11 protein-coding genes and 1 riboswitch are annotated in these 11,610 nt (G+C 66.9%); of the genes, 5 read left to right on the top strand and 6 right to left on the bottom strand.

From position 1 onward, the window contains the following. Nucleotides 1–338: 338 nt before the first annotated feature. The 3 genes from A7X97_RS08660 to A7X97_RS08650 all read right to left on the bottom strand — a co-directional run bounded on the left by A7X97_RS08660 (nt 339) and on the right by A7X97_RS08650 (nt 3,332). On the bottom strand, nt 339–776 hold the full coding sequence (locus tag A7X97_RS08660) for a hypothetical protein (protein ID WP_088496991.1): 438 nt from the start codon (nt 774–776) through the stop codon (nt 339–341). 37 nt (nt 777–813) lie between these two features. After that, nucleotides 814–1,392 carry a hypothetical protein gene (locus tag A7X97_RS08655; protein WP_088496982.1) on the bottom strand — a complete coding sequence of 193 codons (579 nt, stop codon included), beginning with the start codon at nt 1,390–1,392 and terminating at the stop codon, nt 814–816. Nucleotides 1,393–1,484: 92 nt separating this feature from the next. Next, nucleotides 1,485–3,332, bottom strand: coding sequence for a patatin-like phospholipase family protein (locus tag A7X97_RS08650; protein WP_065178417.1), 1,848 nt, complete (start codon nt 3,330–3,332; stop codon nt 1,485–1,487). Between the two features lie 239 nt (nt 3,333–3,571). Here A7X97_RS08650 and A7X97_RS08645 point away from each other — a divergent pair, with 239 nt between their 5' ends. The 4 genes from A7X97_RS08645 to pncA all read left to right on the top strand — a co-directional run bounded on the left by A7X97_RS08645 (nt 3,572) and on the right by pncA (nt 7,896). Beyond that, nucleotides 3,572–4,621 (top strand): bifunctional nicotinamide-nucleotide adenylyltransferase/Nudix hydroxylase, encoded by a 1,050-nt coding sequence (locus A7X97_RS08645; RefSeq protein WP_065178416.1) that lies wholly within the window; start codon nt 3,572–3,574, stop codon nt 4,619–4,621. A gap of 65 nt (nt 4,622–4,686) precedes the next feature. Further along, nucleotides 4,687–6,096 (top strand): nicotinate phosphoribosyltransferase, encoded by a 1,410-nt coding sequence (locus A7X97_RS08640; protein ID WP_072167305.1) that lies wholly within the window; start codon nt 4,687–4,689, stop codon nt 6,094–6,096. A 93-nt stretch (nt 6,097–6,189) separates the two neighbouring features. After that, a riboswitch (cobalamin riboswitch) is annotated at nt 6,190–6,403 on the top strand. A gap of 139 nt (nt 6,404–6,542) precedes the next feature. Continuing rightward, entirely contained in the window at nt 6,543–7,214 is a 672-nt protein-coding gene (locus A7X97_RS08635) for an epoxyqueuosine reductase QueH (protein WP_088496980.1), read from the top strand. Nucleotides 7,215–7,269: 55 nt separating this feature from the next. Further along, complete coding sequence (gene pncA / locus A7X97_RS08630; protein ID WP_088496979.1) at nt 7,270–7,896, top strand: bifunctional nicotinamidase/pyrazinamidase; 627 nt, start codon at nt 7,270–7,272, stop codon at nt 7,894–7,896. Between the two features lie 288 nt (nt 7,897–8,184). Here the strand turns inward: pncA and purU are convergent, their stop codons facing one another. Then, nucleotides 8,185–9,036, bottom strand: a complete 852-nt coding sequence (gene purU / locus A7X97_RS08625; RefSeq protein WP_061480748.1) for a formyltetrahydrofolate deformylase — start codon at nt 9,034–9,036, stop codon at nt 8,185–8,187. Between the two features lie 114 nt (nt 9,037–9,150). Between purU and A7X97_RS08620 the strand changes: the two genes are divergently transcribed. After that, entirely contained in the window at nt 9,151–10,062 is a 912-nt protein-coding gene (locus A7X97_RS08620; RefSeq protein ID WP_072167428.1) for a LysR family transcriptional regulator, read from the top strand. A 3-nt stretch (nt 10,063–10,065) separates the two neighbouring features. Here the strand turns inward: A7X97_RS08620 and A7X97_RS08615 are convergent, their stop codons facing one another. Both A7X97_RS08615 and A7X97_RS08610 read right to left on the bottom strand, forming a co-directional pair. Further along, the gene (locus tag A7X97_RS08615; RefSeq protein ID WP_072167307.1) at nt 10,066–11,166 is read right to left on the bottom strand and encodes an NADH:flavin oxidoreductase/NADH oxidase; all 1,101 of its coding nucleotides are present in this window, start codon (nt 11,164–11,166) and stop codon (nt 10,066–10,068) included. Between the two features lie 159 nt (nt 11,167–11,325). Continuing rightward, the coding region (locus tag A7X97_RS08610) for a Sir2 family NAD-dependent protein deacetylase (RefSeq protein WP_281268029.1) at nt 11,326–11,610 on the bottom strand (285 nt) is incomplete at its 5' end.

Genomic DNA, 11,610 nt, shown 5'->3' with positions numbered 1-11,610 from the left:
GGGGCGAGGGCTGGCCGTACGGCCAACACATCGACGCACCCTTGCCCTCGGAAGGCCCCCGCGTGCTGACCGTTTTCTGGGACAAAAACGCGCCAACCAGGGTTGGACCCTACCAGTGGAGCCACGCCACGCTTTGATGCATTCCAAAATTAGAATTCATCCGGATGGGTTGGGTCCGGTGGCAGGGGCTTGAGCCGCATGGGCCCGAGGCACGCCTCGGGCCCATGCGGCTCACGCCCCTGCCACCGGACCCACCCCATCCGGATGAATTCTCATTTTGGAATGCATCCACGCGTGGCGTGGCTCTACTGGTAGGTGCCAACCCTGGTTGGCGCGTTTTAGTCCCAGAACACGGTCAGCACGCGGTGGCCTTCCGAGGGCACGGGTGCGTCGATGTGTTGGCCGTACGGCCAGCCTTCGCCCACACCGTCGCATTCCAGACCCTGCAGCCAGCCTTCCACGGTCTCGACGTCGGCACTGGTCAGCACATGCACGTTCTCGGCAGCAGGCCATTCGCTGTCGTCTTCCAATGCACTGCCCCAGTCCTGGTGCAGGCCGACGTACACGCCTTCCACTTCAGGCTTCGCTGCAATCATGGCCAGGCGCGCGTACAGCTCGGCAATCGGCGGGCGACCGAAACCCCATTGGTTGGGCGCGATGCATTCTTCGAAGTCGTTGCCTTCGAAATACGAGGCCAGCGGTACCACCGGCAAGTGCTCCGGATCACGGGCGTCGAGGCGTTCAAGCAGGTCCAGCAGTTGCTGACGGAGAGACACGGGCATTCCTCTATGCGTGGGGAGCTACACATCCTATCTATGCAGGATTAATCACCAATTCCCTGAGAATCAACAACGACGCGCTCAGCAGGAACAAGCCCTGCAAGCGTCCATTCCGCAACAATGACCCAGCGTTGGCAGGAGGTACGATCTCCAACGAGTAGATGCAGATTCGCGGGACCGCTCCCAACACGACAAGTACAAGACAGAAGTAGGCCAGAATCATGGCGCTTCTCCATTGACCTACCGCAAACAGAGCTCCAGCGGCGCCAATGAATATAGGCGCAGCAAAAGAACAAGCGGACCAAATGTAGGACGCAATCTGCTGGGCAATGTTCATCATCCAGCTCCTGACGGGCTCAAGCACGCCTCCGCCGCGCCCAAATGTGAAGGCAGCAAGACCCGCCATGAAAAAAACCGAGCCGATCGCTGCACTGATGAAGTTCGGTGAGAACAGCTCCTTGAACATCGCAATGACCGGTCCATACAGCGCAGGCAATAGCCCGCCGGACACGACCAGTCCAGCACCGATAAACAAGAGTTTCGGCCAAACGTGGAGACAGTTGCGGATGTCCTTTTCCACGCTGGCTTCAATGTCAACCTTCAGTGATGTCATTTGAGTGTTCCCGGTCCTGTCTCTGAATAGAAGCTCCCTGGGCGGAAATGCCAGTGGGCCACTTCGCAATGCTTGCATCTTCGTTGAGGCAGTCAGTAGATCGGCGTCACCTTCATCTGCGGCAGCGGGCGCGGTGCGCCGTCGGTCAGGTCCGGGCCAAGGTCTTCCCACGTGCGGCCCTGCTCGACCATCTGCGCCCACAGCTGCTGCGAGCCGCGACGTTTGTCTTCCGAGCCGAGCTTGTACGACGGCGGTGCCGGCTCGCCACGGGCAACCATCGAGTACGCCGCGCGATAGGCCAGCACCTGCTGCGCCGGGTCGTCGGTACGCGCCACTTCCAGCGTGTAGCGCTGATAGGCCGAGGCCAGGTTGCGCCAGCGGATCCAGTAGTGGTTCCCGAACGAGAACGAACAGAAGCGCGCGCCCGCCAGGCTGCCCTTGTCGGCGATGCGGGTCAGCACCTCCTGCGGCATGTCCAGGTTCATGCCGCCTTCGTCGCCCTGCAGGCTGACGTGCACGATACGGTCGCGGTAACCCGGCGCGCGTGCCTGCAGCAGGTCACGCCAGTTCTGCATGGTCGCCACGACTGCGAACAGGAAGCGCCCCAGCTCGGCTGCGGCGAGCGGCGTGGCAATGGACTGGTAATGCCGTTGCCAACCGTGGCGGTTTTCGGTGGGCAGGAACACGGCACGTTCCAGCGCCTGTCGGCCATCACTGCCACGGCCCACGTCCTCGGCATGCTGCGGGTAGACCAGGTTGATGGCGAAGGTCGGCCAGCGCGGTAGCGCGGCATCAAACAGATGGATCGGGAAGTTGCTGCTGATGCCACCATCGGAGAACCAGCAGATGCGGAACGCGGTAATCACCGGGCCGCAGGTCTGCCCGGCGCTGGTCAGCCCTTCCATGCTGTCGGCCACGTTGTGTTCCTGATCGGCGGCAGGTGCAGTGGGTTCGCAGCGGCGTTCGCGGCGCGAGGGCTCATGCAGCGGCACCGCGCTGATCAGCAACGGGAAGCTCAGGCTCATGCGCGTGGCCACCAGCACCGGCAGCTTCGGACCCTGCGGCAGGTGGTAGTACCGGCGCCCTTCCACCTCCAGCGGCGGGCCGGCCTGCGTCACCAGCCACTGCACCACGCTGGCGGGGAACAACTGCTCGAACTCCTCGCGCAGGAACCAGAACTGCGCGCCGCCCAGCGGCAGTGTGCGTGGTTCGTTGTGCGATACGCAGGTGGTGATCATCTGCAGGCTGATCGCATGCGGGCTGTCCGGCTCGCCGGCATAGCGCGGCGCGTCATGCAGGTCGGCAAAGGTCAGCGGTGCATCCAGCGGCTTGCCGGACAACTGCTGCAGGCATTCATGCAGCCACTCGGTCAATGCCGGTTTACGTGCATCGCGACCGAGGCCACTGCACAGGCCCAGCAGGTTGCGCCGGGCCACGCGCGCCACGCGCAGCGCGGCTCCGGCCACGCCTGCACCGTAGGCGCAGAGCAGCGACGGCAGCAGCGTCGCGGCCACGCCGCTCCAACCACCGCCCCACCCGCCCAGACCGAGCAGCAGCGCCAGCGACACCAGCACTTCCAGCGGCGCGATCTCGAATACCGCCACCGCCAGGCACAGCAGTTTGTGCGGCAAGCTGGCATTGCCGGTCAGCACCACCAGCAGCCGATAGGCCGCACGCGCGCCCCGCGCCGGTTGGAACAGGCTGTAGATGAACCCCCGCCGCGACAACTGCGCCGACACCGCCGACAGCCCGCCATAACCGGCATCACCGGGCAGGTGCTCGCCGGCCTGCTGGCGCCGATCACCGTATGCCGCCGCAGCCGCCACCGCCGCAGCGATGGCGCCGGCAGAGGTGCCGCCGATGCTCTTGAACCGATACTCGCGTGCCAGCGCCAGTACCGCGTTGGGGTACACGATGCCGCTGGTGATGCCGCCTTTCATGACCAGATCGCAGTACTTGTCCGCCACCGTCTTGCCCCCGAGCCTACCGTCCGCCGCGTGGATGCCAGTATGGCGCAGCGGCTTCTCAGGGCCTGAGAACACCACCGCAGTCCGGGCAGGAATCTGCGGCGTTCAGCAGATGGCAGGCCTGCAGGCTTGACCGGCTACACCATCGGCGTAGCATCTGCAGCAAGCCAAGGGACAGACCCGCGGCTGCCACAACGACATGAGGGATTCTCATGGAATTCGACTATCTCGTCTTCATCGGGCGATTCGAGCCCTTCCACAACGGCCACGCCGCCGTTGCCCGCTTGGCCCTGAGCCGGGCCCGCAAGCTGATCTTCCTGGTCGGCTCTGCCGATACCCCCCGCAGCCTCCGCAATCCCTGGACCGTGGCCGAACGCGCCGTGATGATCCAGGCCGCCCTCGATGGCCACACCGACCGCCTGCTGATCCGCCCGCTGCGTGACCACCTGTACAACGAAGCACAGTGGATCGCCAATGTGCAGCGCCAGGTGGCCGACGCCCTGCGCAACGACGGTGCCGCCGCCGATGCAAAGGTGGGCCTGATCGGCATGGACAAGGATGCCTCCAGCTACTACCTGCGGGAGTTCCCGCAATGGCCGCTGGTGGACGTGCAGCACACCGCCACCCTGTCGGCCACCGAGCTGCGGCGCTACCTGTTCGAAGCCGGCGACGTCGACTTCCACGGCGCGCTGCTGATGCTGCGTGGCAATGTGCCGGCGCCGGTGTACGACATGCTCGAAGCGTTCCGCAAAAGCGCGCCTGCGTATGCCCAGCTGGTGGCCGAGTACCGCTTCATCGAACAGTACAAGGCCGCCTGGAAGGATGCGCCCTACGCGCCCACCTTCGTCACCACCGATGCGGTGGTGGTGCATTCGGGCCACGTGCTGCTGGTACGGCGCCGTTCGGAGCCCGGCAAGGGCCTGTGGGCGCTGCCCGGCGGTTTCGTTGGCCAGGAGCAGAGCCTGCTGGACAGTTGCCTGCGCGAACTGCGCGAGGAAACCCGCCTTAAGATTCCGCTGCCGGTGCTGAAGGGTTCGCTGAAGGGCCAGCAGGTATTCGACCACCCCGACCGCAGCCAGCGCGGCCGCACCATCACCCACGGTTTCCACTTCGAATTCCCGGCCGGTGACCTGCCGCCGGTGCGCGGTGGCGACGACGCCGACAAGGCGCGCTGGATACCGGTGAGTGAGGCGTTGGACATGGGCCCGCAATTGTTCGAAGACCACCTGCACATCCTGGAGTATTTCCTCGGCCGCGGCTGACCTGCCCGGCTCTCCCCACCGGCGGATAGACCGCTGGTGTCACTCGACGCGAAGGAGCTTCCGTCATGCACTACCTCGATAACCTTCTCCTCAACACCGACAGCTACAAGGCCAGCCATTGGCTGCAGTACCCGCCGGGTACCGATGCCACGTTCTTCTACGTGGAATCACGTGGCGGCCTGCACGATCGCACGGTGTTCTTCGGCCTGCAGGCGATCCTCAAGGACGCCCTGGCACGACCGGTCACCCACGCTGACATCGACGACGCTGCTGCGGTATTCGCCGCCCATGGCGAGCCGTTCAACGAAGCCGGCTGGCGCGATATCGTCGATCGGCTCGGCGGCCACCTGCCGGTGCGCATCCGTGCCGTGCCCGAGGGCAGCGTGGTACCCACCCACCAGGCACTGATGACCGTCGAGTCGACCGACCCGGCTGCATTCTGGGTGCCGTCGTACCTGGAAACGCTGCTGCTGCGCGTGTGGTACCCGGTCACCGTGGCCACCATCAGCTGGCATGCACGGCAGACCATTGCTGCGTTCCTGCAGCAGACCAGCGACGATCCGCAGGGGCAGCTGCCGTTCAAGCTGCACGACTTCGGCGCCCGCGGTGTATCGAGCCTGGAATCGGCCGCGCTGGGCGGTGCCGCACACCTGGTCAACTTCCTCGGCACCGACACTGTATCGGCCCTGTGCCTGGCCCGCGCGCACTATCACGCGCCAATGGCCGGTTATTCGATTCCTGCCGCCGAGCACAGCACCATCACCAGCTGGGGCCGCGAGCGCGAAGTGGACGCCTACCGCAACATGCTGCGCCAGTTCGGCAAGCCGGGCGCGATCGTGGCAGTGGTGTCGGACAGCTATGACATCTACCGCGCGATCAGTGAGCACTGGGGCACGACGCTGCGTGATGAAGTGATCGCTTCGGGCGCCACCCTGGTCATCCGCCCCGACTCGGGTGACCCGGTGGACGTGGTGGCCGAAAGCCTGCGCCGGCTGGATGAAGCGTTCGGCCACACCCTCAACGGCAAGGGCTACCGCGTACTCAACCACGTGCGGGTGATCCAGGGCGATGGCATCAACCCGGATACGATCCGCGCCATCCTGCAGCGCATCACCGGCGACGGCTATTCGGCCGACAACGTGGCCTTCGGCATGGGCGGCGCGCTGTTGCAGCGGCTGGACCGCGACACCCAGAAGTTCGCGCTGAAGTGCTCGGCAGCACGGGTCGAGGGTGCGTGGATCGACGTCTACAAGGATCCGGTCACCGATGCCGGCAAGACCAGCAAGCGTGGCCGCATGCGCCTGCTGCGGCGCCTGGATGACGGCAGCCTGCACACGGTGGCGTTGCCTCCCAGCGGTGACGAGGCGCTGCCGACCGGCTTCGAGGATGCAATGGTGACCGTGTGGGAGAACGGGCGCCTGCTGCACGACCAGCGGCTGGACGACATCCGGGCCCGGGCCGCAGCGGGGCGCTGAAGGCATTTGCGGGGGGCAGGGCCCGTTGCGGGGCAACGGGGATCCGACCCCGGGCCTTGACCCCTGCAGCCAACAGGTCCACCTTGCACACGCCGAAGGTATCCCTGCCGTGGCTGGATGGCGGCAGGGAGTTAAACGGGAATCCGGTGAAGGCGCTTCGTGCGCCCATTCCGGAGCTGCCCCGCAGCGGTGAATGGAAACGAATCCTGCCAACAGCACTGGGCTCGCGCCTGGGAAGCGGCAGGGAGTAGGTGGGCTGCGGCCCGTGTCCATCAGCCCGAATACCGGCCACGGCCGGGGGACACGACCGTCCCCTGATTCGACCTGGACTCTCCGCGGGGAGGGTGCCGGGGCCATCACCAGCCTGCATGTGCAGGCGGCGTGGCCGCGCGCGTCCTGTTCACGGTAACCGGCCAGACCGCTCCCACGCCCTGACGCACGCCACGATGACCGAGTTCCAACGCCCCACCCTGACCCTGCCCGCCGATGGCAAACGCCTGCTGCTGCATTCGTGCTGCGCGCCGTGCTCGGGCGAAGTGATGGAGGCGATCACCGCTTCCGGGATCGACTACGCGATCTTCTTCTACAACCCCAACATCCACCCGGTGAAGGAGTACGAGCTGCGCAAGCAGGAGAACATCCGCTTCGCCGAGCAGCACGGCATTCCGTTCATCGACTGCGACTACGACACCGACAACTGGTTCAGCCGTGCGCGTGGCATGGAGAACGAGCCCGAGCGCGGCATCCGCTGCACGATGTGCTTCGACATGCGTTTCGAACGCACCGCGCTGTACGCGCACGAGCACGGCTACGACACCATCAGTTCGTCGCTGGGCATTTCGCGCTGGAAGAACATGGCGCAGATCAACGACTGCGGCATCCGCGCGGCGTCGCGCTATGAAGGCCTGCAGTACTGGGACTACAACTGGCGCAAGGGCGGCGGTGCCAGCCGCATGATCGAGATCAGCAAGCGCGAGCAGTTCTACCAGCAGGAGTACTGCGGCTGCGTGTACTCGCTGCGCGATGCCAACCGCCACCGCCGCGAGAACGGGCGCGAACGGATCAAGATCGGCCTGCTGTACTACGGGCAGGACGCTGAGACGCCGCAGAGCGATTGACGTGCAGGCATGGGGCGGCCACGCTGGTCGCCCCTTCTGTTGTACCGGAACTGCCATGACCGCCCTGCCCGCCGATGTCGCCCTGCTGGTGATCGACCTGCAGCCGGACTTCATGCCCGGCGGTGCGCTGGCCTGCGACCAGGGCGATGCGCTGGTAACACCGATTGGCGATCTGTTGGCACAGCGTCGCTACCGCACCGTGGTGGCGACTCAGGACTGGCACCCGGCCGACCACGCCTCGTTCGCCAGCCAGCACCCCGGCAAGCGACCGTTCGAAACCATCCTGCTGCACGCGCAGCCGCAGACCCTGTGGCCGGACCACTGCGTGCAGGGCAGCGCGGGTGCCGACCTGCACCTGGGCGTGGACTGGACCGTGGCCGACCTGATCCTGCGCAAGGGCACCCGCCCACAGGTGGACTCGTACAGCGCCTTCCGCGAGAACCACGGCCCCGATGGCGAGCGCCCGGCCACCGGCCTGGCCGGCTGGCTGCATGAGCGCCGCATCCGCGAGGTGCACGTGTGCGGTCTGGCCCGCGACTACTGCGTGCTGTGGAGCGCGCAGGACGCGGTGAAATCCGGCTTCCGGGTGAAGTTCCTGTGGGACCTGACCCGGCCGGTGACCGAGGCCAACGACGCGATGGTGCGCGAAGCGCTGGGCAAGGCAGGGATCGCGATCGCCTGAGGCGTGACCGCCGGGCATGGCCCGGCGCTACCGCGCACGTCGCTTATGCCGCTTGCGCGCTCCTGCCCACAACAACACAATCGATTCATCCAGCCCCCTAACTACGCCCCCCCTACAGATCGCGGGACGGCCGAACCGGGGGCTTTTCATTGGATGAAATCAGGATTCGGTAGTGCCGGCCGCTGGCCGGCAACCTCGGGATCTCTGCAGTTGCCGGCCAGCGGCCGGCACTACCGGATAGCACCCGTGGTAGCGCCGGGCCATGCCCGGCGGACGCGGGATGGGCGATTACCGGAACACCACCGTGCGGTGCCCATTGAGCAGGATGCGGTGCTCCACATGGCGGCGAACCGCGCGTGCCAGCACCAGCGATTCGGTGTCGCTGCCCAGCCGCACCAGCTCGCGCGGCGCCATGGCGTGGTCAACGCGGGCCACGTCCTGTTCGATGATCGGGCCTTCGTCCAGATCCTCGGTGACGTAGTGCGCGGTGGCACCGATGATCTTGACCCCGCGCGCGTGCGCCTGGTGATAGGGCTGCGCGCCCTTGAAGCTGGGCAGGAAGCTGTGGTGGATGTTGATCGCACGGCCGGCCAGCGCACGGCACAGCGTGGGTGACAGGATCTGCATGTAGCGCGCCAGCACCACCAGGTCGATGCGCTCACGCTCGACCAGGTCGATGATCTGCTGCTCCTGCACCGCACGCGTATCGGCGGTCACTGGCAGGTGGTGGAACGGTACCTGGTAGGACGCGGCCAATGGCGCGAAGTCGGCGTGGTTGGACGCCACTGCCGCGATGTCGACCTTCAGCTGGCCGCTGTGGGCGCGGAACAGCAGGTCGTTGAGGCAATGCCCCTGCTTGCTGACCAGCACCAGCAGGCGTGCCCGGCGGCGGCCGTCATGCAGCTGCCAGTCCATGCCGAAGCCTTCGGCAAGTTTGGCCATCGCGGCATGCACGGTCTCCAGCGGCAGGCCGGCGTCGCGGTCGAAATGCACGCGCAGGAAGAAGCGGCCGCTCTCCTCGTCACCGAACTGCTGGGCGTCGAGGATGTTGCAGCCGTGGTCGAACAACAGGCCGGACACACGGTAGACGATGCCGGTACGGTCGGGGCAGGACAGGGTGAGGATGGAGTCGGGGCGCATCGCCACAGTGTAGGGCAGCAGGGTGTCGATCGGAGCGATGGTCACCGATGCAAGCGAAGGGCTTGGTTCTGTCCCAAGCGATACTTGGCCGATCCCGTGGCAAGCTGGCCGGTCATGAACCTGTTGCAATTGATCCGCAGCTTCACCCGCACCGCAGAGACCGGCAGCATTGCCGCTGCGGCCCGCATCCTTGGCATCAGCGCCACCGCAGTCGGCCAGAACATCCACCGGCTGGAGGCGCATCTGGGCGTAAGGCTGCTGAACCGGAGTACGCGCCAACTCGCCCTCAGCGAGGCCGGCGCGCTGTACCTGGCGCAGGTGCGCCATATCGAGGGCGACCTGGCGCGCGCGCAGGCGAGGGTCACTGCCGGTGATATCGAACCGGCCGGGCCCCTGCGCATCGCCAGCAGCAGCGCCTTCGGCCGCCACGTGCTGGCACCGCTGCTGCCGTCACTGCAGCAGCGCTACCCGCAACTGCAGCTGGAGCTGCGCCTGACCGACCGCGCCGTGCAGCATGGTCCAGAGGCGGTGGATGCCAGCATCCGCATCGGCGCGCAGCTGGAAGACGGCGTCGTCGCACGGCAGCTGGCGCGCGTGCCGTTCGTGTTCTGTGCCGCGCCAGCCTACCTGCAGGCCCATGGCACGCCGCAGGAACCCGCCGAACTGGGTCGCCATCGCGGGCTGCTGCACCGCTTCCCCACCGATGGCCGACCGCTGCGCTGGGGTCTGCTGAAGGACGGCCAGCGCGTGGACGCCGCGCTGCCACCGAGCATGGTCTGCGATGACATCGATGCGCTGGCGACGCTGGCGGCGACCGGTGCCGGCATCACCCGGCTCGCCGCATTCGTGGCCGAGCCGTACCTGCGCGATGGCCGCCTGCAGGCGGTGTTCGGCGCCGACACCGCGTGGCGCCCGGAACCGATGGAGGTCTACTTCTGCGTCAGCGACCGCCGCGATTTCACCGCCAAGATCCGCGCGCTGTTCGAGCACCTGCAGGCCGGCATGGCGCCGGCCTGGCGGGTGTGAACCTCAGCGCGCCTTGAACACGCCACGCGCCTCGCGCGGCTCGCAGCGCAGGTACTGCGGCGCCGGTTCCACGCTGTCGCGCAATGCGGCAGCAGCGTGCCACGGCCAGCGCGGGTCGTAGAGGATGCCGCGTGCCAGCGCTACCGCATCGGCGTGGCGATGGCGCAGGATCGATTCGGCCTGCTCCGGTTCGGTGATCATGCCCACCGCGATCACCGGCATGCGTACCTTGGCCTTGATCGCCGCGGCGAACGGCACCTGGTAGCCGGGACCGACGGTGATCTTCTGGCGCTCGTCCAGGCCACCGCTGGAAACGTGCAGGAAGTTGCAGCCGCGCGCATCCAGCACCTGGGCCAGCGCTTCGCTCTGCACCAGATCCCAGCCACCCTCGACCCAGTCGCTGGCGGAAATGCGCACGCCCACGGCGATCCTGTCCGATACCGCCGCACGCACCGCGTCGAACACTTCCACGAGCAGGCGCAGGCGGTTCGGCAGCGAGCCGCCATAGCCATCGGTGCGGCGGTTGCTCAGCGGCGACAGGAACTGGTGCAGCAGGTAGCCGTGCGCGGCATGCAGCTCGATCAGCTCGAAGCCCAGGCGCTCGGCGCGCACCGCACTGGCGGCGAAGGCGGCGATCACCTCGGCGATGCCGGCCTCGTCCAGTTCCTGCGGTGCCGGATCGGCGGCATGGAACGGCAGCGGCGACGGCGCCACCGTGGCCCAGCCACGCGCATCATCGGCCGGCAGCTGGCCGCCGCCGTCCCACGGGCGCTTCACCGAGGCCTTGCGACCGGCGTGGCCGAGCTGGATGCCCAATGGCATCGGCGACCAGCGGCGGACGCTGGCCAGCACCTGTGCCAGCGCGGCCTCGGTGCCATCGTCCCACAGGCCCAGGTCGGCCCAGCTGATGCGGCCGCGCGGTTCGACGGCGGTGGCTTCCAGGATCAGCAGGCCGGCACCGGACTGCGCCAGGTTGCCCAGGTGCATGGCGTGCCAGTCGCTGGCGCGGCCGTCCTCGGCGGAGTACTGGCACATCGGCGCGATGACGATGCGGTTGGACAGGGTCAGGGGGCCGAACGAAATCGGCGAGAACAGCTGGCTCAAGACGGTGATGAACGACGTAGGGGGTGCGTATTGCACCGCTGCGCGGCTCGCGGATCAACCATCTGGATGGATCGCTGTTTCGCGTGACCTGCAGCAGCCGAGCGTGCGCCCGGCTCTACAGAAGCCCTCGCCCCTTGTAGAGCCGAGCCCGTGCTCGGCTCAGCGCGCAGCCCACGTGGCCAGCGCTTCAGCGCAGTCCCGCTCATCCTTGAACAACAGCAGGTCGTCGGCTCGGGTGCGGCCTCGGTTCAGCGCCGCTACCGGCAACCCTGCCTTCGCGGCCGCCTGCACGAAGCGGAAGCCGGAATAGACCATCAGTGACGAGCCCACCACCAGCACGGCGTCGGCCTGCTGCAGGTGATCGTGCACCGCCGCCACCCGTTCACGCGGCACGTTCTCGCCGAAGAACACCACATCCGGCTTCAGCAGGCCGCCGCCGTGCTG

It is taken from the genome of Stenotrophomonas sepilia (assembly GCF_003244875.1).
GTDB classification, from domain to species: domain Bacteria; phylum Pseudomonadota; class Gammaproteobacteria; order Xanthomonadales; family Xanthomonadaceae; genus Stenotrophomonas; species Stenotrophomonas sepilia.
Note: the sequence above shows the minus strand (reverse complement) of the source record. Positions and strands in the feature narration are given on the sequence as shown.

Coding starts and splice junctions, on each gene's coding strand:
- A7X97_RS08640 (WP_072167305.1), top strand. CDS start 4,687: ATGCACTACCTCGATAACCTTCTCCTCAACACCGACAGCTACAAGGCC.
- A7X97_RS08645 (WP_065178416.1), top strand. CDS start 3,572: ATGGAATTCGACTATCTCGTCTTCATCGGGCGATTCGAGCCCTTCCAC.
- pncA (WP_088496979.1), top strand. CDS start 7,270: ATGACCGCCCTGCCCGCCGATGTCGCCCTGCTGGTGATCGACCTGCAG.
- A7X97_RS08635 (WP_088496980.1), top strand. CDS start 6,543: ATGACCGAGTTCCAACGCCCCACCCTGACCCTGCCCGCCGATGGCAAA.
- purU (WP_061480748.1), bottom strand. CDS start 9,036: ATGCGCCCCGACTCCATCCTCACCCTGTCCTGCCCCGACCGTACCGGC.
- A7X97_RS08650 (WP_065178417.1), bottom strand. CDS start 3,332: ATGAAAGGCGGCATCACCAGCGGCATCGTGTACCCCAACGCGGTACTG.
- A7X97_RS08655 (WP_088496982.1), bottom strand. CDS start 1,392: ATGACATCACTGAAGGTTGACATTGAAGCCAGCGTGGAAAAGGACATC.
- A7X97_RS08620 (WP_072167428.1), top strand. CDS start 9,151: ATGAACCTGTTGCAATTGATCCGCAGCTTCACCCGCACCGCAGAGACC.